The following is a 19,598-nucleotide window of genomic DNA, read 5'->3' as shown; positions in this document are numbered from 1 at the left end:
TACCAGCCGGAGAAGTGAGCGCAGCGGAGCGGGGAGCGAGGTGAGCCAGGGCCGGAATTCGGCTTTCGCTCGCTCCTCACCCCTGCTCGCTCACGCCTGCCCCAGCGCCAGCAGCATCCCGCGCGCCTTGGCCCGGGTCTCGTCCAGCTCGGCCTGCGCGTCCGAATCGACCACGATGCCCGCACCGGTGCGGAAGCGCAGCGTGGTGCCGTGCGGGTCATGGTCCAGCTGCGCGCTGCGGATCAGGATGTTGAGGTCCATGTCGCCATCGCGCCCCAGCCAGCCGAATGCGCCGGTATAGGCCCCGCGCGGGGTCTGCTCCAGCTCGGCGATGATCTGCATGCAGCGCACCTTGGGACATCCGGTGATGGTGCCGCCGGGAAAGGTCGCGGCGATCACCTGCCCCGGCGTGACCCCGGCGCGCAGCCGGCCGCGCACGTTGCTGACGATGTGATGCACATGGGCATAGCTTTCCACCGTCATCAGCTCGTCGACCTCGACGGTGCCCGGCCTGCACACCCGGCCCAGGTCGTTGCGCTCCAGGTCGATCAGCATCACGTGCTCGGCGCGCTCCTTGGGGTGGCCGACCAGCTCGCGGATGCGCGCGGCATCATCGTCGCCGGCGAAGCGCGGGCGGGTGCCGGCGATCGGGCGCGTTTCCACCACGCCCTCGCGCACCGACACCAGCCGCTCGGGCGAGGCGCTGACCACGGCGTGTCCCTCGTACTGGAACAGCCCGGCGAACGGCGCCGGATTGCTGGCCCGCAGCCGCGTGTACAGCGCGGCCGGGTCCAGCCGCGGCGCGAAGCGCGCCTGCCAGCCGCGCGAGAGATTCACCTGGAACACGTCGCCGGCGACCAGGTAGTCCAGGATGCGGCGCACGCCCTCGGTGAAACGCTCGGGCGCGTCCTCGTGCAGCGCCTCGGGCGCGTGCCAGACCGGCGCCGGCAGCGTCGCCGCACGCGCCAGATCCGCGGCGATCAGCTCCAGCAGCGCCTCACACCCGGGCTCGGCCACCGCCACGCAGCGGCCGCTCGCGCGATCGCGCAGCACCGCGGCGGGGCACCGCAGCGCCAAGGCCACCGCACCGGCGCCCTCGCCCTGCGGCAAGGCCAGCACCGGCTCGACCTGGGCGGCCAGCTCGTAATCCAGCCTCAGCGCCCAGCCGCCGGGGAACGGCCAGGGCGAGGCCGCACGCGCCGTGCGCAGCGGCTGCCACGCGGCATCGAGGAGTCGGAGGAAATCGCCGTCCAGCGGCGCGCCGTCCAGCGTGCGGGTCACGCCATCGCTGTCCAGGCGCAGGCCTTCGCCCGTGCTCGCCAGCAGCAGGTCCCAGCGCCCATGCACCGTGCCGGACGCGACCGACTCCATCAGCAGCGGATAGCGCGCCGGCACGCTGCGCTGCAGGGCCAGCAGGTCGGTATCGCCGGGCAGGTCGTGGATCAGCATGGAAGCATCGTCATCCCGCAATGCACATCGGGAGCGGCCTTGAGGCCGCTCCCGATGCGGGTGTTGCATGGCGCGGCACGCTCAGAGGCGCTTGAACACCAGCGTGCCGTTGGTCCCGCCGAAGCCGAAGCCGTTGGACATGGCCACGTCGATCTTCTTCTCGCGCGCCACGTTGGGCACGTAGTCCAGATCGCAGCCCTCGCCCGGGTTGTCCAGGTTGATGGTCGGCGGGATCACGCCCTCGTGCAGCGCCATCACCGAGAAAATGGCCTCCACACCGCCAGCGGCGCCGAGCAGGTGACCGGTCATCGACTTGGTCGAGCTGACCATCATCTTGTAGGCGTGATCGCCCATGGCGCGCTTCATCGCCAGGGTCTCGGCCAGGTCGCCCAGCGGCGTGGAGGTGCCGTGCGCGTTGAGGTAGGCCACGTCTTCCGGGTTCACCCCGGCGTCCTTCATCGCCATGGTCATGCAGCGCGCCGGGCCGTCGCCGTTCTCGCTGGGCGCGGTCATGTGCCAGGCGTCCTGGCTGGCGCCGAAGCCGGCCAGCTCGCAGTAGATGCGCGCGCCGCGGGCCTTGGCGTGTTCGTACTCCTCGATCACCAGGATGCCGGCGCCGTCGCCCATGACGAAGCCGTCGCGCTCGGCGTCCCACGGCCGCGAGGCGCGGGTCGGATCGTCGTTGCGGGTGGACATGGCCTTCATCGAGCAGAAGCCGGCCATCGAGGTCGGCGAGGAGCCGCGCTCGGCGCCGCCGCAGACCATCACGTCGGCATCGCCGTACTGGATGGTGCGCATGGCCATGCCGATGGAGTGGTTGGCCGTCGCGCACGCCGACACGGCCGAGAAGCCGGGCCCTTTGAGGCCCTTCATGATGCTCAGGTGGCCCGGCAGCATGTTGATGATCGTGCTGGGGATGTAGAACGGCGAGACCTTGCGCGCGCCGCCCTCCAGGTATTTCTCGGTCTGCTGCTCGATGCCCAGGATGCCGCCGATGCCCGAACCGACCATGGCGCCGATGCGTTCGGCGTTGGCCTCGGTGACTTCCAGGCCCGAGTCCTCGAGCGCCATCAGCGAGGCCGCCATGCCGTAATGGATGAAGGCATCCATCTTCTTGGCTTCCTTGGGATGGATGAACTGGCTGATGTCCAGATCCCGCACCTCGCCGCAGATGCGGGTGGCGAAGGTCGAGGCATCGAACGAGGTCAGCGGGCCGATGCCCGAGCGACCATTCTTGATGCCGTCCCAGCTGGTGACCAGGTCGTTGCCCAGCGGCGAGACCATGCCCATGCCGGTAACGACGACGCGACGTCGGCTCATAACGTTCTACTCCGCAATGCTGCAGGCCGGTCCAGAACCGGCGTTGACAGGGATGTCGGCGCACCTGCGACCAGATGCGCGCGGGGCCGCAAGCGCGGCCCCGGCGTGATGCATGGCGTCAGCGCCGATCAGGCCTTGACGTGGGCCTTGACGTAGTCGATGGCCTGCTGGACGGAGGTGATCTTCTCGGCCTCTTCGTCCGGAATTTCGCACTCGAACTCTTCTTCCAGCGCCATGACCAGCTCGACGGTGTCCAGCGAGTCGGCGCCCAGATCGTCCACGAACGATGCGTTGGTGGTGACTTCTTCTTCTTTGACGCCAAGCTGTTCGACAACAATCTTCTTGACGCGTTCTTCAATGCTGCTCATGGATTCGCTCCAGACGGAGGTGGGTAGTAAACACGGGATAGTGTAGTGGAAACAGGACGTTACGCGCGCGTGCGCGTATCGCCCCGTGAATCAGCCACTTAGGGCGGATTTTTGCCTTACGGCATGTACATGCCGCCGTTGACGTGCAGGGTCTCGCCGGTGATGTACTTGGCGCCCGGCCCGGCCAGGAAGGCCACGGCGTTGGCGATGTCGGCCGGCTCGCCCAGCTGGCCCAGCGCGATCTGGCCCAGCAGGGCCGCGCGCGCGTCCTCGGGCAGGGCCTTGGTCATATCGGTATCGATGAACCCGGGCGCCACCACGTTGACGGTGACCCCGCGCGAACCGATCTCCTTGGCCAGCGACTTGGAGAAGGCGATGATGCCGGCCTTGGCCGCGGCGTAGTTGGTCTGGCCCGGGTTGCCGGTCACGCCGACCACCGAGGCGATGTTGATGATGCGGCCGCGGCGCGCCTTCATCATGCCGCGCATCACCGCCTTGGAGGTGCGGAACACGCTGGACAGGTTGGTGTCCAGGATCGCGTTCCAGTCCTCGTCCTTCATCCGCATCAGCAGGTTGTCGCGGGTGATGCCGGCGTTGTTGACCAGGATCGAGACCGGGCCGAACTCCTTGGCGGTGGCATCGATCAGCGCCTCGACCGCCTCGGCGTCGGTGACGTCCAGGGTCCGGCCATGGCCGCCCAGGGTCTCCATGCGCTGGGCGATGGCCTGCGCGCCGGCGTCGGTGGTCGCCGTGCCGATGACGGTGGCGCCCTGCGCGGCCAGCGTGTCGGCGATGGCCGCGCCGATGCCGCGGCTGGCGCCGGTCACCAAGGCGATCTCGCCGGCCAGGGGGAGTGCAGCGTTCATGCGGTCTTCCAGGTCTCGAGCGCCGAGGCGAAGTCGGCCGGGGTGGACAGCGCGCGGCCGTCGAGGGACTTGTCGATGCGCTTGACCAGTCCGGTCAGCACCTTGCCCGGCCCGCATTCGGCGATGCGCGTGGCACCGCCGGCGGCCAGCGCCTGCACGCAATCGGTCCAGCGCACGGGCAGATACAGCTGGCGCACCAGCGCCTCGGCGATCGACTCGATCGAATCGTGCACCTGGGCATCGACGTTCTGCACCACCGGCAGCGCCGGCAGATGCCAGGACAGGCCCTTGATGGTCTCGGCCAGGCGGTTGGCGGCCTCGCGCATCAGCGGGGTGTGCGAGGGCACGCTGACGGCCAGCTTGACCGTCTTGCGGATGCCGCGCGCGTTGAGTTCGGCGATGGCCGCATCGACCGCCTCGGCGTCGCCGCCGATCACGATCTGGCCAGGCGAGTTGTAGTTGGCCGGCACCACAACCTTGCTGCCGGAGACCTGCGCGCAGACCTCGGCCACCAGCGCGTCCTCGGCGCCGAGCACGGCGGCCATCGCGCCGACGCCGGCCGGCGCGGCCTCCTGCATCAGCTGACCGCGAATGCGCACCAGGTGCGCGCCATCCCGCAGCGACAGCGCACCGGCGGCGACCAGCGCGGTGTACTCGCCCAGGCTGTGGCCGGCCAGCCGGGCCGGCGTCGGGCCGCCTTCCTTGCGCCACAGGCGCCACACCGCGATGCCCGCGGCCAGCAGGGCCGGCTGGGTGTATTCGGTGCGATTGAGGAGTTCTTCCGGGCCGCCCTGCGAGAGCGCCCACAGGTCCGTGCCGGCGCCGTCGGAGGCCTCGTTGAAGGTGTCGCGCACCTGCGGGTGCAGCTCGGCCAGTTCGGCCAGCATGCCGATCGACTGCGATCCCTGGCCGGGAAACACGAAGGCAAGTGAGGTGTCAGTCACGCGCAAAAACGCCCTGCTGGGAAAAACGAGCGGCGATGATAAGCGTGAAAGGCGCGCGCCGTCTGTACTGGGGCGTATGCCGGCGGTCGGCCTCGCGATGGCGCGCGGCTCATCCCAGCAGCAGACGCAGCACGTCGAGGTCGCCGTCGCTGAACCAGTCGATGGCCAGCGTGCCGATGATCAGCACGCTGAAGGTGCTGGCCGCATGCAGCACCAGCAGCGCATGCGCCAGCCGGCGCGACTTGCGCCCCAGGCGATTGCACACCGCCGCCAGCCGCTGCAGGCGGCCGGTGACCCGATGGGTCTGCTGCTGCACGTCGCTGGCATCGCGCGCCATCGCCTCGTGCATCAGCGCCTGCAGCGCCTCGGGCCGGTGCTCGTAGTAGCGCGCCACGCCATAGCCGAACATCAGCCAGTCGCGCGCCTGCGCCTGGGCCAGGTTCATCACCTCCAGCGGATCTTCCTCGAAGTCGATGAAGCCGATGCGCTGGCCGTCATAGGTCATGTTGCGCGGCAAGGGCTGACCGAGATAGGCGCCCTGCGCATGCGCCTTGGCCATCGCCTCCAGGGCCAGGCGCACCAGCTGATCGCACTGCGCATCGTCGCGGGCATTGCGCAGCCAGCTGGCCAGCGACTTGCCGTTGTCGCTGAGCACCAGCGAGGCGCGACCGCGGCCGATCACTTCGGGCACGTGCACGCGTTGCGCGGCCAGCTCGCTCAGGCGGCGGGCCTCGGTATCCAGCGCGCCGGCGCCGACGTGGTGCGGCGGCGGGCGCAGGGGATCGATGCCGAGCTTGTCGGCGATGAACTTCAGCGCGCCCAGCGACAGCAGGCGGCTGCCTCCGTCGCGGTAATGCTTGAGCCAGGCTTGCCGGCCGTCGATGAGGATGGGTTCGACCATGGGGGTTTCTCGCGCCTCGGGCCTGGACCCGACATGTCGGAAACATGTTAAACCCGAAGCGTTAACGCCATTACAACTTGGGGTCGGACGCAAGCCACGTTGCGTTCAGCACAGACGGGCCGAAGGCATGCCTGACAACACGCACCATGCGTCAAGGCCGGCTTGCGCCGGCCCTGGATCGCTGAAGAAATCGGGTGGCTGGCGGACGAGCGATCTGGCGCCCGCCGCAAGGGCGGCTCAGAAGCGCAGCAGCACCGAGCCCCAGGTGAAGCCGCCGCCGAAGGCTTCCAGCAGCACCAGCTGGTCGCGCTGGATGCGGCCATCGCGCACGGCCTCGTCCAGTGCGATCGGCACCGAGGCCGAGGACGTGTTGCCGGTGCGGTGGACGGTGACCACCACCTGCTCCATCGACATGTCCAGACGCTTGGCGGTGGCTTCGATGATGCGCAGGTTGGCCTGGTGCGGCACCAGCCAGTCCAGGTCGGTCTTGTCGAGCTGATTGGCCGACAGGGCCTCGTCCACGACCGCGTCCAGCGCCTTGACGGCGTACTTGAACACGTCGTTGCCCTTCATCAGGATGCGCGAGCCGTTGTTGGGCTCTTCCGGCTTGAAACCGGAGGACACGCCGACCGGATTCCACAGCAGCTCCTTCTTGCTGCCGTCGGCATGCAGGTGGGTGCTGAGGATGCCGGTGGTCGCATCGGCCTTGAGCACCACCGCGCCGGCACCGTCGCCGAACAGCACGCAGGTGGTGCGATCGCTCCAGTCGGTGATGCGGGTCAGGGTCTCGGCGCCGACCACCAGCACCGTGCGGGCATCGCCGGTGCGGATGAACTTGTCGGCCACCGACAGGGCGAAGATGAAGCCCGAGCAGGCCGCGTTGACGTCCAGCGCCATGCAGCCTTCGGCGCCCAGCTTGGCCTGGATCAGGCAGGCGGTGGAGGGAAACACCAGATCCGGCGTGGTGGTGCCCACCACGATCATGTCCAGCTCGGACGGCGCCACGCCGGCGGCTTCCAGCGCGCGCAGGGCGGCCAGGTGGCCCAGCGAGGCGCTGGTCTCGCCTTCGCCGGCGATGCGTCGCTCACGGATGCCGGTGCGGGTGCGGATCCACTCGTCGCTGGTGTCCACGATCTTGGACAGATCGTCGTTGGTCACCACCTTGTCCGGCAGGCAGCTGCCTGTGCCTGCGATACGCGAGTAGATACGACCGTTCGTCACCGGCTGGCTCATCGTGATTCCCGTTGCGCGACCCGCAAGACGGGCCTGAATGATGCGGCGATCGGGCGCGCGTGCTTAAACGACGCGCGCCGTCAGGCTCATTCTTCGTCGACGACAGCCGACTTGGTCGCGATGACCTTCTTGCCGCGGTAGTAGCCGTCAGCCGTCACGTGGTGACGGATGTGGGTCTCGCCCGTGGTCGGGTCGGTGGCCAGCTGCTTGGCGGTGAGGGCGTCGTGGGCGCGGCGCTGGCCGCGACGGGACGGGGTGACGCGGGATTTCTGAACTGCCATGGTCTTGCTCCAAACGTGTCTGCGATTCAACCGCCTGCGGGGCGGTCAGTTCTTCTTGAGCGAGGCCAGGCCCGCGAACGGGTTGGCCTTCGCCAGTTCTTCCTGCTGCGGGGCAGCGTCAAGCTCCACCGCGGGCAATTCCGGATCCATCGGCACGGCGGGAACCGCCAGCACCAGTTCGTCCTCCACCAGGTCCAGCGTGCGCAGGATGCCGTCTTCGGGCACCAGCAGCGCTTCCATCTCCGGCGGCAACGCCGCTTCCTCGGCCTCGTCCCGGATCAGGCCGAGCCGCTGCACCATCGACACCGGGAACAGGAACCGCTGCAGGCTACGCTGGCATTCCAGCGGCAACGCGGCATCGATCGTCAGTTCCACATAGGGCACCTGCAGCGCATCGCGATCGAACTGCATCGTGAAGCCCACCTCGCCCTGTGCATCGGTCAGCAGCCCGTCCAGCCGGCGGAAGGCCGCCAGCGGCACCCTGCCTTCGAGACTGCGCCGCCCGGCCACCATGCGCCAGATATCCAGGGTTTCGGGCACGTGCGCGGACATAAGCCGCAAAATGTTAAAGAGCCGGCCTGGTCATGTCAAATGCGCCGGATCGTCGCCCGGCCTGGAGCGCCGATCGCCGCGGCCCTGCCCCGCTCCGCCTCCCCCGGCCTTGGCAGATGGCCGCCGAGCGGCCTGACCGTTCGGCCGGCGCCGCCGGCCTCAAGGCTTCCGCACGCGGATCGGCTGCTCGGACCAGTCCTCCACGCTGCCGTCGCGCCCGTGCAGGCGCAGTCCCAGCCAGTGCTGGCCCGGCGCAAGACCGCTGGCATCCACCCGCACGCCGAACCCCACGTCCGGATGCTGCGGGTCGTTGGAGATCTTCCAGTAGGTGGCCACGCCCGGCGCGGGCAGTCCGTAGCGGGCGCGGGCCACGACCCGGCCATCGATCAGCACCTCGACCGCATCCAGCCCGACCCCGTCCTTGAACGCCCACCCCGCCACGTCGAACACGCCCGACACGTCCGCGCCGCCCACCGGCGTATCGATCCAGGCCATCGCCGGGGTCACGCACGGCTGCGCGCGGGCGGCCTCCAGCGCCGCCGCATCGCGGCGCGGCAGGCGGAACAGCAGGAAGCGCTGACGGCCGTGGTCGACATTGATCACCCGCGGCGGCGGCAGCGGCCCGACCTGCGAGCACAGGAAGTGGTACTGCACCAGCAGATCCTTGTAGGACACCTCGCTGGCGCCGACCACCAGCAGCTGTGCGGTCGGGCTGGCGCCGTCGCTGTGCAGGCCCCACAGGCGCAGCTGTGGTGCGCGGCCGTGCTTGATGTTGAGCGGATGGTCGAGCACCGGGATCGCATCGTCGCCCAGCGCGAAGCCCAGCTCGGCGCCGACCTTGAAGTTGTCGGCGAGCATGCCGGTCGGCTCCGGCGCGCGCGCCAGTTCCTCGCGCACCGCGTCGGCCAGCACGTTCCAGCCGGCGAAGTTGTAGGGATAGAACTTCTGCCCGGCCAGGTCGGCGCGCCAGCGCGGCACCGAGGCGATCAGGTAATAGCCCAGCACGCTGGCCAGGCCCAGCCCGCACAGCGTCCAGGTCGCGCGCCGCAGCCACGGCGACCAGGTGCGCAGCAGCACCGGCACGGCCAGCAGCAGGGGGAGATAGCCCGGCAGCGGCCAGTGGAAGCTGACGCGTTCGACATCGGCGAAGAAGCCCAGCACGAAGAAGCCGATCGTCGACACCGCGCCCAGCAGGCCGAAGTAGCGCCGCTGCGGCGGCAGCGCGTCACCCTTGCGCAGCGCGCGGGTCAGCACCGTGATCAGGGCGAAGAACAGCAGCGGCGTCACCAGCGCCGCCTGCACCAGCAGGAACCACAGCCCGGTCCACTGGAAGGTCCACGGATGGCGCTCGACCAGCTGGAAGCGCAGGCCGGCGTCGGCGTTCTCGATGTTCCAGGCGATCAGCGGCGCCCAGGCCGCCACGCCCAGCGCCAGCGCCACCCACACGCGCACATCGCGCAGCACGCGCCGGCCTTCGGGAATCAGCAGCAGCGCGATCAGCCCGGTGCCGATCACGCCGACGAAGCGATAGTGGCTGAGCGCGCCGATGGCCAGGCCGAGCGCGAGCTCGGCCGCGCCGGCCGCATCGATCTGGCGCAGCAGGCGCGCGCCTGCATCCAGGCACAGGACCGTGGCGAAGGCCATCGGCACATCGGGAATGGCCAGGATGCCCAGGCTGCCCGACAGCGGCATCAGCAGCAGCAGGCTGCCCGCGCGCCAGCCGGCCACCGCGCTGAACCAGCGCGTGCCGATGCCGACCAGCAGCCACGGCAGCAGCGCCGACAGCAGCAGGAACGGCAGCCGGATCGCCAGCACATGCTGCCCACCGATCAACGTGCCCAGACGCGTCATCCACGCGGTCAGTCCAGGCAGGTCCGAATACGCCGCGGCCAGGTGGCGTCCTTCCTGCCAGTAGAACGCCTCGTCGACGAACAGCGGCAGGCGCGCGGCGATCATGACCTTGATGACAGTCAGGACGATCCACAGCGCCAGGAACGTGCGCTGTGCGCGCGCTTCTTCATTCATATAGCCGCTACACTCGGAAAAAAGGACAACGTGGAGCCATGATGCAGCTCAGGTCTTCAGCACGCCCCATGCTACCCGAGGCCTTGTCGACGGCTCTGCAGCAGGCCCAGGCGCAGGTCAATGGACTGGTGCTTGGCAAGCCGCGCCAGGTGCGCCTGGCCTTCGTCGCCCTGCTGGCCGATGGCCATCTGCTGATCGAGGACCTGCCCGGCCTGGGCAAGACCACGCTGACCCATGCGCTGGCGGCCACGCTGGGATTGAACTTCCAGCGTGTGCAGTTCACCTCCGACCTGTTGCCCGGCGATGTCCTGGGCGTGTCGATCTACGATGCGCAGGCGCGCCGCTTCCAGTTCCATCCCGGACCTGTCTTCACCCACGTGCTGCTGGCCGACGAGATCAATCGCGCGCCGCCGCGCACGCAGAGCGCGCTGCTCGAGGCGATGGCCGAACACCAGGTCACGCTGGACGGCACCACGCACCGTCTGGAAGAGCCGTTCTTCGTCATCGCCACGCAGAACCCGGTCGATCTGTCGGGCACCTATCCGCTGCCGGATTCGCAGCTGGACCGCTTCCTGCTGCGCATGGCGCTGGGCTATCCCGAGCCCAAGGACGAACGCGCGCTGCTGGCCGGCAGCGACCGGCGCGAACTGATCGCCCAGGCGCGTCCGCTGCTGGGCGTGGAGCAGGTGCTCGAACTGCGCGCCGCCGTCGCCCAGGTGCATGCCAGCGATGCGCTGCTGGACTACGTGCAGGCGCTGGTGAACCGCAGCCGCCGCCAGCCCGGCGTGCGCGTGGGCCTCTCGCCCCGCGCCGGCCTGGCGCTGCTGCGCGGCGCGCGCGCGCATGCGCTGCTGCTGGGCCGCGACCATGTGATCCCCGAGGACGTGCAGGCCTTGTTCGCCGCCGTGGCCGCGCATCGTCTGGTGCCCGACGCCGAAGGCGTCTCGGCCACCGAGCTGGCCCAGGCCATCGCCCAAGCCGTCGCGGTGGACTGAGGCGTGGCCTTGTTCGCGCGCCTGCGCAGCAAGGCGGCGCTGATGGCCAGGCCGCAGGCGCCCGAGTCGCTGCCGGTCAGCCTCGACCGACGCCGCGTCTATGTATTGCCGACCGGCTTCGGCCTGTTCGCCGGCGGCCTGGTCGGCGTCATGCTGCTGGGCGCGCTGAACTACAACAACAACCCGGCCCTGCTGCTGGCGCTGCTGCTGGCCGCGACGCTGATGGCCAGCCTGATGGCCGCGCACCTGCAGCTTTCGGGTCTGCGCGTCGACGCGCTTGGGGCCGAGCCGGTGCATGCCGGCCAGCCGCTGCAGCTGCAGCTGGCCGTGTCCGCGCGCGATGCGCGCCCGCGCATCGGCCTGCGCCTGCGCGCCGGCCAGGACGAGGCGCTGGTGCCGGCGCTGCACGAGGGCCAGCAGGTCATCGCCACGCTCGACTATCCGACCGCCACGCGCGGCTGGCTCACGCTGCCGCGGCTGCGCCTGTCCACCACCCAGCCGCTGGGCGTGGCGCGCGCGTGGTCGTGGGTGTGGCCCGAGACGGCGCTGCTGGTCTATCCGGCCGTGGAAGTCGATGGCCCGCCCCTGCCCGAGCCCGGCGGCGCGTCGCGCCAGACGCGCGTGGACGCGGCCGGCGAGGAGCTGCACCACCTGCGCGCCTATCGTCCCGGCGATGCGCAGCACACCATCGCCTGGAAGCCCTCGGCGCGCCGCGACACCTTGCTGGTGCGCGAGTACGAACGCCCGGTCGGCCGCGAGGTCGTGCTGGACTGGTCCGCGCTGTCTGCCCTGCCGCAGGAGGCGCGCATCGCGCGGCTGACGCACTGGATCGAACTGGCCGAACGCCAGGCGCGGCGCACGCGCCTGCTGCTGCCGGGCCAGCCGCCGATCGGGCCGGCCAGCGGGCCGACCCATCGCCACCAGTGCCTGCGCGCGCTGGCGCTGCTGCCCAGGAGCAGGACGTGATCGGCCGCCGCGTGCACGCCGATTCGCCCGCGCTGGACGCGCGCAGCCGACTGTGGACGCTGGCCTCGGCCGGCTTCGGCCTGCTGCCGCTGCTGCTGCAGCTGCCGGGCGGCACGGCGCTGGCGATCGGGGCGATCGGCGTGCTCAGCGCGGGCGCCTCGTGGAAGCGGCGCATCCCCCTGCCGCTGCGCGTGCTGCTGGCGCTGGCGGCGCTGGCCGCGGTGCTGTGGTCGGCCGGGCCGCGCTTCGGCCGCGATACCGGCTGCGCGCTGCTGGCGGCGATGCTGGCGATCAAGCCGACCGAGACCACCACGCTGCGCGATGGCCGCAGCCTGGTGGGCTTTGCGCTGTTCGCGCCGTTCGCCGCGTTCCTGCTCGATCAGGGGCCGCTGACGATGGTGCTGGGGCTGGTCTCGGTGCTGTGCGCGCTGGTGGCCATGCTGCGCCTTGCCGCGCTGGAGTCCGGCCTGCTCGACGCCAGCGGCGCCAGCGCGGCGCGCATCAGTCCCTGGCAGCTCGGGCGGCTGGTGCTGATGGGGCTGCCGCTGGTCCTGCTGACGTTCTGGCTGTTCCCGCGCCTGGGCAGCCCGCTGTGGGGCCTGCCCGACCGTGCGGTCGGCCGGCCAGGCCTGTCCGACGACATGCGGCCGGGCGAGTGGATCGATCTGCTGGCAGACGACACGCCGGCCGCACGCGTGACCTTCTTCGGCGCCACGCCGCCGCCTTCGCAGATGTACTGGCGCGGGCCGGTGCTGGACGACTTCGACGGCCGCGTGTGGCGCCGCGGCTGGAGCGGTGGGCGCGCGCCGGCCGAGGTGCCGCGTCAGGGCCCGCGCTACGAATATCAACTCGACTACGAACCCACCGACCGCAGCCAGCTCATCGCGCTGGACCTACCCTTCGCGGCGCCCGAGGGCGCGCGGCTGTCGGCCGACTACGAACTGAGCGCGCAGCGCCCGCTGGCCTCGCTGACGCGCTGGCGCATGCAGGGCCAGGCGCCGGCGCGCTTCGATGCGCAGCTGCCGCCGCAGGCGCTGCAGCGCGATCTGCGCCTGCCGCCGGGACTCAATCCCCGCACGGTCGCGCTGGGCCGGCAGTGGCGCGGCGAAGCCGGCGCCAACGGCGATGCGGCCATCGTCCAGCGCGCGCTGACCTGGATCCGCAAGGACTTCGGCTACACGCTGGACATCCCGTTGCCGGGACGCGACATGGCCGACGAGTTCCTGTTCCAGACCAGGCAGGGCTTCTGCGAGCAGTTCAGTTCGTCCTTCGTGATCCTGATGCGTGCGGGCGGCATTCCCGCGCGGGTGGTCACCGGTTACGTGGGCGGGGTGCGCAATCCGTTCGGCGGCGGCTACTGGATCCTGCGCCGCCAGGACGCGCACGCCTGGGCCGAAGTGTGGCTGCCGCAGCGCGGCTGGGTGCGGGTGGACCCCACCGCCGCGGTGGCGCCCGAGCGCATCTACGACACGCTGGACGACCGTGCCCAGGCCGGTGGCGACGGGGGCGAGGGTCTGTTCGGCCTGAGCCGCTACGCGCAGGTCAGCGACTGGCTGCGGCGCGGCTGGAACGATCTGGTGCTGGGCTTCGATGTCGAGCGCCAGCGCCGGCTGCTGCAGCCCTTCGGCATCGAGCGCCTGGGCGAAGGGCGCCTGGGCCTGCTGTTCGCGCTGGCCGGCGGCGGTGCGCTGCTGGGCATGGCCTGGCTGCTGGCGCGCGGCGAACGCGAGCGCGATCCGCTGCTGCGGCAGTGGCATGCGCTGGGGCGGCGCTATCGCCGCTTCGATCTGGCGCCCGGCGCGGACGAGCCGGCGCAGCGCTGGGCGCAGCGTGTGGCGGGCGTGCGACGCGACGCCACCGCAGCGCACAAAAACGAGGAACTCATCTCACTCAGCCAGCGTTTCGCACAGGCACGCTACGCTGCCGGTCACGCGGACGTCCGGGCGCTGATACGCGATCTTCGCCGGCACCGTCCGTGATCCATTCCGAGGCCCGTATGAAGCGCATGTCTTTTCTCCGTCCGCTGGCCGTCACTGGCCTTGCGATCGCCCTAGGCGCCTGCGCGACCGCGCCCAAGCCGCTGCAGGGTCAGTTCCCCGGTGTGACGCCGCGCGATGCGGTGGTCGGCGTGCAGACCGGCGCGCAGGTGCGCTGGGGTGGCCGCATCGTCGAGACCAAGCCGGGTGCCAACAGCACCTGCTTCGAGATGATCTCCGCGCCGCTCAGCGCGACGGGCCGTCCGCAGAGCGATACGCCGGATGCCACCGATGGGCGCTTCATCGCCTGCCGCGCGGGCTTCTACGATCCGGCGATCTTCTCCAAGGGCCGTGAGGTGACCTTCGTCGGTCGCGTGTCCGGCACCGAGACCACGCGCATCGGCGAATACGACTACCGCCTGCCCAAGGTCGACGCCGATGTGGTCTACCTGTGGCCGAAGGTGCGCGAGGTGCAGGTGCGCCCGTATCCGTACTACGACCCGTTCTGGGGTCCTGGCCCGGGCTGGGGCTGGGGTCCGCGCTGGGGCTGGTGGTAAGTCGCCTCAGTTTCCGCGTAGTGGAGAAGGGCCGGCGATTGCCGGCCTTTTCTTTGAAGTGCTTCTGCCTATCAATCGATCGCTGGCGGGGGCGTCCGGCTTCGGGTGCAGCGCTCCGACGGGCGGGGACCGCTGATCCCTCCATCAGGGCATCCTGACCCAGGACGGGCGATCAGCTTCCTTCCTCGCTGGTCGCGCCCTCGCCCGCCGGACCGCTGCCGCGCGCGTCATGCCCAAGAACTTCGGGTCGAAAGCAAGGCTTTGGTGGAAGATGAGTTGATCCATCTGCTGCCAGGCCTCGATCCGAGCGGCTCTGCGGAACGAGCAAGTCGCCGCCTTCTTGTAGAGCGGAGCTTGCTCCGCTGCATTCCGGCCGGATCATCGGGAAAGCCTGAGCGGAGCAAGCTCCGCTCTACAGGTGGGAACCGACCTTGTACCTGTTTGGCCAATGGCAAAGATGGCGCTGTCCCGGTAGCGCCTCATCGCCCACCCAAGAGCCAGCGAGGGATGACTGACGAGCCGATGCGCCATGCGCGGCCGGGTCTAGGCGGGTTGGCGAAGCGAGTCCCCCGCTGGCGCACGCATGCCATCCCCATGGTTCACGCCCTGCACTCCGGCGAAAAGCCGTGCCAACTGCCCGCGCGGGCAGTCCCGCGGGCTTCAGCCGCCCGGCGCGCCGAAGTGGCCCAGCGCCGCGCCGGCCAGCAGGTGCAGGTGGATGTGGTAGACGGTCTGCCCGGCATCGTCGCGGCAGTTCATGACCACGCGATAGCCCTTGTCGGCGAAGCCTTCCTGGCGGGCGTAATGCGCCGCGGCCAGCACCAGCTTGCCCACCAGCGTGGCCTGGTCCGGCGTCAGGTCGTCCAGCGTGGGCACGTGCACCTGCTTGGGAATGAACAGCACGTGCACCGGCGCCTGTGGCGCGATGTCCTTGAAGCCCAGCACCTCATCGTCCTCATAGACGATGGTGGCCGGGATCTCGCGCCGGATGATCTTGCCGAAGATGGTGTCGTTCATTGGAAGAGTGAGTGCAGTGAAGTCAGAAGTGGGAAGAGCTTAGCGCGATGCGCAAGAAGGGAGCCCCGGCTTGCGCTCACCGCTCACTTCTCTCCACTCACGCCTGCCTCAACTCATCTCGCTGCGCGAACCGAACGCGTGCGAGAGCGTGCCGCGATCGACGTACTCCAGCTCTCCGCCCAGCGGCACGCCGTGCGCCAGGCGCATGGGCTTGACGTCCGCCTGGCGCGCCAGCTGCGCCAGATAGTGCGCGGTGGCCTCGCCTTCGACGGTGGGACACGATTGGTGGCGATGATCAGTTCGGCGACCTCGCCCTGGGCCAGGCGCTGGGACAGCTGTTCCAGGCCGAGCTCGCGCGGGCCGATGCCGTCCAGCGGCGAGAGCCGGCCCTGCAGGATGAAGTACAGGCCGCGATAGCCGGTGGCCTGTTCGATGGCCAATCGGTCGGCTGGGGATTCGACCACGCACAGCTGGTGGCGGTCGCGGCTGGGGCTGGCGCAGATGGCGCACAGCGGGCCTTCGGTGAAGTCGCGGCACTGCTGGCAGTGGCCGATGTGCTCCATGGCCTCGGCCAGCGCGGACGACAGCCGGCGGCCGCCGGCGCGATCGCGCTCCAGCAGCTGGTAGGCCATGCGCTGGGCGCTCTTGCTGCCCACGCCGGGCAGGACCTTGAGCGCGTCGATGAGCTGTTCGAGCAGCGAAGAAGTCAAAGCGGAAGGGGCCGGGGGTCAGGGACCAGAGGCCAGGGAAAACGCAGGGACATACCGGCCCCTGGTCCCTGGCCTCTGGCCCCTGCGCTTCAGAACGGCAGCTTCATGCCGGGCGGCAGCTGCATGCCGGCGGTGGCCGAGCCCATGCGCGTCTTGGATTCGGCGTCGATCTTGTTGGAGGCGTCGTTGAACGCCGCGGCGATCAGGTCCTCGAGCATTTCCGCATCGGACAGCAGGGTCGGGTCGATGCGCACCTTGCGGCACTCCTTGGCGCCGGTCAGCGTCACGCTGACCATGTTGCCGCCGGCGTTGCCGGTGACTTCCAGCTTGGCCAGCTCTTCCTGCGCCTTCTGCAGGTTTTCCTGCATCTTCTGCGCCTGCTGCATGAGTTGGGCGATGTTTCCACGCATGGTCTGGTTACTCGTCGAAAGGTCGGATGGAATCGGGCACCACGCGCGCGCCGTGCTGCTGGATCAGCCGCTGCACGTCGGGGTGGTTCATGAACTGTTCTTCGGCCGAGGCGCGGCGCGCGTCCTGCTGGCGCGCATCGCGCATGGCCAGCGTCTCGGCGCCTTCGCCGGCGACCGCGCCGGTGTCGAACACGATCTTGGGCACGCGCCCCAGCGAGGCGGACAGCGCATCGGCCAGGTCGCCCACCGAGCGCTCGGTGCGCAGGTAGTCCAGGCCGGGCGCCAGGGACAGGCGCAGCACCGCATCGCCGTAGCTGGCGAAGGCGACGTTGGCGGCGAGCTGGCGCGAAGGCCCGCTCAGCTTGGCCGAGGCGACCAGCGCCAGCCAGTGATCGGTATCGGCGATGCCGTCGCTGGTCGGCGGCGGCGCGGACGGCGCGCGCGCGGGCGCGGCAGGCGCGGCGGTGGCGGCCGGGGCTGCCTGCACCGGCTCGGCGAGGCTGATCTTCTGCGCCGGCACTTCCCACGGCGGGACGTCGTCCATGGCTGGTGCCGGCGTGGGCGCGGATTGCGCTGGCGGCGCAGCGGCGAAAGGCGCGGGTTCCGGTTCGCTCACCACGGATGGCTTCGGCGCGGGCGCAGGCACGGGTTCGACCGGCGCATGCGGGGCGGTCGCCATCTCCGGCATCAGCGGGGCCGCGGCGGCGCGTCCGCTTGCGGACTCGTCCACGGTGCCCGCGGTCGGCTTGGCCGGTGCGGCGGAGGCCGGCGCGACATCGCCGGCTCCGGCTGGACGGAAGGCCAGCATGCGCAGCAGGCTCATTTCGAACCCGGCGCGCGGGCTCGGCGCCAGGTAGAGATCGCGGCGACCGTTGAGCGCCATCTGGTACCAGAGCTGCACCACTTCCGGGCGCAGGCGCTGGGCGAAGCCTTCGGCGTCGACGCCTTCGGCCTCGATCGCCACGCCCGGCACCAGCTGGCGCACCTGGATGCGATGCAGCGCCTCGGCGAAAGCCTCCAGCACCCCGCCCCAGTCCGGCGAGAACTCGGCCAGCGTGGCGATGGTGGCCATCAGCCGCGCGCCGTCGCCGTCGGCCAGCGCGTCGAGCAGCGCGCCGACTTGGGTGCGGTCGACCGTGCCGAGCATGGTGCGCACGCCGGCATCGCTGAGCTCACCGGCGGTGTAGGCGATGGCCTGGTCCAGCAGCGACAGGCCGTCGCGCAGCGATCCATCGGCGGCCTTGGCGATCTGGCGCACCGCGCCGTCCTCCGAGGGGATCTGCTCGGCGCCGAGGATCTTGGTGATCTGCCCGCCGATCTGCGCCTCGTCCAGCCGCTTGAGGTTGAACTGCAGGCAGCGGCTAAGCACGGTCACCGGCAGCTTCTGCGGATCGGTGGTGGCCAGCAGGAACTTCACATGCTCCGGCGGCTCCTCCAGCGTCTTGAGCAGCGCGTTGAACGCCGCCTTGGACAGCATGTGCACTTCGTCGATCAGGTAGACCTTGAACTTGCCGCGGCTGGGCATGTACTGGGCGTTCTCGATCACCTCGCGCACATCGTCCACGCCGGTGTTGGAGGCCGCGTCGATCTCCAGCAGGTCGATGTAGCGCCCGGCGTCGATGTCCAGGCAGGCCGCGCACTGGCCGCACGGATCGGCGCTGGTACCGGTCTCGCAGTTCAGCGACTTGGCGAAGATGCGCGCGATGGTGGTCTTGCCCACCCCGCGCGTGCCGGTGAACAGGAAGGCGTGGTGGATGCGGCCGCTATCGAGCGCGTTGGACAGCGCACGCACCACGTGCTCCTGACCGACCAGTTCGGCGAAACGCTTCGGGCGCCACTTGCGGGCCAGGACGAGATAGGACATGCGGTCATTGTGCCGCGCCAGGGGGGGCGTTCCAAGGACGAGCGTAGCGAAGCGACCCTCCAGCGTCCCGGCATGAACGGCCCGTCGCGCACGACAGGTTCGCGGGACTCGCAATAAATCCGGCGCGCGGCTAGAATCTGCGCCCCTGAGCGCGGCCCCGCGGCCGTGTTCAGGTCCCGGAGAGGTGTCCGAGTGGTTGAAGGAGCACGCCTGGAAAGTGTGTAAGCGTCTAAACCGCGCTTCGGGGGTTCGAATCCCCCTCTCTCCGCCAGTTTGAAAGTGTCGAGATGGCCCAGCCGCGTGAGTTTCGCCGGCGTCTGGGAGGGGGTGAGAACCCCCGGGTTCGACAGGTGGCGCCGCCACCTGCACGGCGAAGCCGCCCGTAGGGCGAGGCATCGAAAGATGCCGAGTGAATCCCCTCTCTCCGCCAGTTACAGGTCATCGCCTCCAACGATGACGCAACGCACCCGGGCCGCGCGATGCGCGGCCCGCGTCCATGGTGGCCCCGTCGGCCCCTCGCGACGCTAGGTCGAAAATCCCGCCAGGGCCGGAAGGCAGCAACGGTATCGACTGACGCGGGCGCCGAGGTCAGCCGGCGGGGCCGCCACCTTTTTCCAGCCCCGCGATCTGCGCATCGGACAGCGCCGGGCGCGACAGGACGGTGGACGTCTCGATCTGTCGCTGCGGCACGTTCCAGTAGCCCCGCAGCAAGGGGGCGATGCGCGCGTCCGGCACGCTGGCAAAGCCATTGCGTCGATAGAAGCCGATGGCCCAATGCGCCGCCGCCCAGGTCCCGACCAGGATCACCGTGTGCGCATGCGCGTCGCACAGCCGCTCGAGCAGGGCCGAACCCACGCCGTGCCCCTGGTAGCCAGGCAGCACGTAGGCGTGTCGGATCAGACACACGTCGCCGACCCGCTCCATGCCCATGATGCCCACCAGCGCACCGCCCAGCGCGATGCCGCTGAACTGCACGCCGCGCGCCATTTCCTCGCTCAACGCCGCGCGCGACATGTAAGGGGCATGCCAGCAGTCGGGCGGGATCACGCCTTGGTAGGCGACAGCGGCGCGGTTGACGATGTCCAGCATGGCGTCCAGGTCGGCGCGCAGGCAGGGGCGGACGTGCATGGGGGATTGGGCGTACGGAGCGTCGGACATGGTGAG

18 protein-coding genes, 1 tRNA gene, 1 other RNA gene and 1 pseudogene are annotated in these 19,598 nt (G+C 70.0%); 6 read left to right on the top strand and 15 right to left on the bottom strand.

Annotated features, from left to right (window positions below; all coding sequences use genetic code 11):
* Positions 1 to 90 precede the first annotated feature (90 nt).
* The 10 genes from QE438_RS02085 to QE438_RS02040 form a co-directional block, all read right to left on the bottom strand.
* Positions 91 to 1,449 (bottom strand): aminodeoxychorismate synthase component I, encoded by a 1,359-nt coding sequence (locus tag QE438_RS02085; protein WP_306992914.1) that lies wholly within the window; start codon positions 1,447 to 1,449, stop codon positions 91 to 93.
* 81 nt (positions 1,450 to 1,530) lie between these two features.
* Positions 1,531 to 2,769 carry a beta-ketoacyl-ACP synthase II gene (gene fabF, locus QE438_RS02080; RefSeq protein ID WP_286577101.1) on the bottom strand — a complete coding sequence of 413 codons (1,239 nt, stop codon included), beginning with the start codon at positions 2,767 to 2,769 and terminating at the stop codon, positions 1,531 to 1,533.
* A 128-nt stretch (positions 2,770 to 2,897) separates the two neighbouring features.
* Positions 2,898 to 3,137, bottom strand: a complete 240-nt coding sequence (gene acpP, locus QE438_RS02075; RefSeq protein ID WP_130520084.1) for an acyl carrier protein — start codon at positions 3,135 to 3,137, stop codon at positions 2,898 to 2,900.
* A gap of 116 nt (positions 3,138 to 3,253) precedes the next feature.
* Positions 3,254 to 4,003 (bottom strand): 3-oxoacyl-ACP reductase FabG, encoded by a 750-nt coding sequence (gene fabG / locus QE438_RS02070; protein ID WP_130520082.1) that lies wholly within the window; start codon positions 4,001 to 4,003, stop codon positions 3,254 to 3,256.
* Positions 4,000 to 4,947, bottom strand: a complete 948-nt coding sequence (gene fabD / locus QE438_RS02065; protein ID WP_306992917.1) for an ACP S-malonyltransferase — start codon at positions 4,945 to 4,947, stop codon at positions 4,000 to 4,002. Before fabD ends, fabG begins: the two co-directional genes overlap by 4 nt.
* 109 nt (positions 4,948 to 5,056) lie before the next feature.
* Entirely contained in the window at positions 5,057 to 5,848 is a 792-nt protein-coding gene (locus QE438_RS02060) for a serine/threonine protein phosphatase (protein ID WP_306992919.1), read from the bottom strand.
* A gap of 237 nt (positions 5,849 to 6,085) precedes the next feature.
* Positions 6,086 to 7,081 (bottom strand): beta-ketoacyl-ACP synthase III, encoded by a 996-nt coding sequence (locus QE438_RS02055; protein WP_306992921.1) that lies wholly within the window; start codon positions 7,079 to 7,081, stop codon positions 6,086 to 6,088.
* Positions 7,082 to 7,167: 86 nt separating this feature from the next.
* Positions 7,168 to 7,362 carry a 50S ribosomal protein L32 gene (rpmF, locus tag QE438_RS02050; protein ID WP_130520075.1) on the bottom strand — a complete coding sequence of 65 codons (195 nt, stop codon included), beginning with the start codon at positions 7,360 to 7,362 and terminating at the stop codon, positions 7,168 to 7,170.
* Positions 7,363 to 7,407: 45 nt separating this feature from the next.
* A complete protein-coding gene (locus QE438_RS02045; RefSeq protein ID WP_130520073.1) occupies positions 7,408 to 7,914 on the bottom strand; it encodes a YceD family protein in 507 nt (168 codons plus the stop codon).
* A gap of 159 nt (positions 7,915 to 8,073) precedes the next feature.
* The gene (locus tag QE438_RS02040; RefSeq protein ID WP_306992924.1) at positions 8,074 to 9,939 is read right to left on the bottom strand and encodes a glycosyltransferase family 39 protein; all 1,866 of its coding nucleotides are present in this window, start codon (positions 9,937 to 9,939) and stop codon (positions 8,074 to 8,076) included.
* A gap of 41 nt (positions 9,940 to 9,980) precedes the next feature.
* Here QE438_RS02040 and QE438_RS02035 point away from each other — a divergent pair, with 41 nt between their 5' ends.
* From QE438_RS02035 to QE438_RS02020, 4 genes are read left to right on the top strand one after another with little or no spacing between them, the layout of a single operon-like run.
* On the top strand, positions 9,981 to 10,934 hold the full coding sequence (locus tag QE438_RS02035) for a MoxR family ATPase (RefSeq protein WP_306996178.1): 954 nt from the start codon (positions 9,981 to 9,983) through the stop codon (positions 10,932 to 10,934).
* Positions 10,935 to 10,976: 42 nt separating this feature from the next.
* Complete coding sequence (locus QE438_RS02030; RefSeq protein WP_307184153.1) at positions 10,977 to 11,900, top strand: DUF58 domain-containing protein; 924 nt, start codon at positions 10,977 to 10,979, stop codon at positions 11,898 to 11,900.
* Between the two features lie 11 nt (positions 11,901 to 11,911).
* The gene (locus QE438_RS02025) at positions 11,912 to 13,879 is read left to right on the top strand and encodes a DUF3488 and transglutaminase-like domain-containing protein (RefSeq protein ID WP_306996180.1); all 1,968 of its coding nucleotides are present in this window, start codon (positions 11,912 to 11,914) and stop codon (positions 13,877 to 13,879) included.
* 26 nt (positions 13,880 to 13,905) lie between these two features.
* The gene (locus QE438_RS02020) at positions 13,906 to 14,433 is read left to right on the top strand and encodes a Slp family lipoprotein (protein WP_130520067.1); all 528 of its coding nucleotides are present in this window, start codon (positions 13,906 to 13,908) and stop codon (positions 14,431 to 14,433) included.
* 660 nt (positions 14,434 to 15,093) lie between these two features.
* Here the strand turns inward: QE438_RS02020 and QE438_RS02015 are convergent.
* The 4 genes and pseudogenes from QE438_RS02015 to dnaX form a co-directional block, all read right to left on the bottom strand.
* A complete protein-coding gene (locus QE438_RS02015) occupies positions 15,094 to 15,450 on the bottom strand; it encodes a histidine triad nucleotide-binding protein (protein ID WP_130520065.1) in 357 nt (118 codons plus the stop codon).
* A gap of 108 nt (positions 15,451 to 15,558) precedes the next feature.
* Positions 15,559 to 16,160 (bottom strand): annotated as a pseudogene (recR, locus tag QE438_RS02010) (recombination mediator RecR).
* 89 nt (positions 16,161 to 16,249) lie between these two features.
* Entirely contained in the window at positions 16,250 to 16,570 is a 321-nt protein-coding gene (locus QE438_RS02005; RefSeq protein WP_130520062.1) for a YbaB/EbfC family nucleoid-associated protein, read from the bottom strand.
* Positions 16,571 to 16,577: 7 nt separating this feature from the next.
* Positions 16,578 to 18,434: a DNA polymerase III subunit gamma/tau gene (dnaX, locus tag QE438_RS02000; protein WP_306992927.1), complete on the bottom strand. Its 1,857-nt coding sequence runs from the start codon at positions 18,432 to 18,434 to the stop codon at positions 16,578 to 16,580.
* A 178-nt stretch (positions 18,435 to 18,612) separates the two neighbouring features.
* Here dnaX and QE438_RS01995 point away from each other — a divergent pair.
* Together QE438_RS01995 and ffs are read left to right on the top strand one after the other, a co-directional pair.
* Positions 18,613 to 18,705: transfer RNA gene (locus QE438_RS01995), tRNA-Ser, on the top strand.
* A gap of 234 nt (positions 18,706 to 18,939) precedes the next feature.
* Positions 18,940 to 19,036: signal recognition particle sRNA small type (ffs, locus tag QE438_RS01990), an RNA gene on the top strand.
* Here ffs and QE438_RS01985 read toward each other — a convergent pair.
* Positions 19,023 to 19,592 (bottom strand): GNAT family N-acetyltransferase, encoded by a 570-nt coding sequence (locus QE438_RS01985; RefSeq protein ID WP_306992929.1) that lies wholly within the window; start codon positions 19,590 to 19,592, stop codon positions 19,023 to 19,025. The genes ffs and QE438_RS01985 overlap by 14 nt on opposite strands.
* Positions 19,593 to 19,598 lie beyond the last annotated feature (6 nt).

The sequence above is a fragment of the Pseudoxanthomonas sp. SORGH_AS_0997 genome (assembly GCF_031453535.1).
GTDB classification, from domain to species: domain Bacteria; phylum Pseudomonadota; class Gammaproteobacteria; order Xanthomonadales; family Xanthomonadaceae; genus Pseudoxanthomonas_A; species Pseudoxanthomonas_A winnipegensis.
This window is presented reverse-complemented; position numbering and strand designations above follow the sequence as displayed.

Coding starts and splice junctions, on each gene's coding strand:
- dnaX (WP_306992927.1), bottom strand. CDS start 18,434: ATGTCCTATCTCGTCCTGGCCCGCAAGTGGCGCCCGAAGCGTTTCGCC.
- QE438_RS02035 (WP_306996178.1), top strand. CDS start 9,981: ATGCAGCTCAGGTCTTCAGCACGCCCCATGCTACCCGAGGCCTTGTCG.
- QE438_RS02005 (WP_130520062.1), bottom strand. CDS start 16,570: ATGCGTGGAAACATCGCCCAACTCATGCAGCAGGCGCAGAAGATGCAG.
- QE438_RS02030 (WP_307184153.1), top strand. CDS start 10,977: ATGGCCAGGCCGCAGGCGCCCGAGTCGCTGCCGGTCAGCCTCGACCGA.
- fabG (WP_130520082.1), bottom strand. CDS start 4,003: ATGAACGCTGCACTCCCCCTGGCCGGCGAGATCGCCTTGGTGACCGGC.
- QE438_RS02085 (WP_306992914.1), bottom strand. CDS start 1,449: ATGCTGATCCACGACCTGCCCGGCGATACCGACCTGCTGGCCCTGCAG.
- acpP (WP_130520084.1), bottom strand. CDS start 3,137: ATGAGCAGCATTGAAGAACGCGTCAAGAAGATTGTTGTCGAACAGCTT.
- QE438_RS02045 (WP_130520073.1), bottom strand. CDS start 7,914: ATGTCCGCGCACGTGCCCGAAACCCTGGATATCTGGCGCATGGTGGCC.
- QE438_RS02060 (WP_306992919.1), bottom strand. CDS start 5,848: ATGGTCGAACCCATCCTCATCGACGGCCGGCAAGCCTGGCTCAAGCAT.
- fabF (WP_286577101.1), bottom strand. CDS start 2,769: ATGAGCCGACGTCGCGTCGTCGTTACCGGCATGGGCATGGTCTCGCCG.
- QE438_RS02015 (WP_130520065.1), bottom strand. CDS start 15,450: ATGAACGACACCATCTTCGGCAAGATCATCCGGCGCGAGATCCCGGCC.
- QE438_RS02040 (WP_306992924.1), bottom strand. CDS start 9,939: ATGAATGAAGAAGCGCGCGCACAGCGCACGTTCCTGGCGCTGTGGATC.
- QE438_RS02020 (WP_130520067.1), top strand. CDS start 13,906: ATGTCTTTTCTCCGTCCGCTGGCCGTCACTGGCCTTGCGATCGCCCTA.
- QE438_RS01985 (WP_306992929.1), bottom strand. CDS start 19,592: ATGTCCGACGCTCCGTACGCCCAATCCCCCATGCACGTCCGCCCCTGC.
- QE438_RS02055 (WP_306992921.1), bottom strand. CDS start 7,081: ATGAGCCAGCCGGTGACGAACGGTCGTATCTACTCGCGTATCGCAGGC.
- rpmF (WP_130520075.1), bottom strand. CDS start 7,362: ATGGCAGTTCAGAAATCCCGCGTCACCCCGTCCCGTCGCGGCCAGCGC.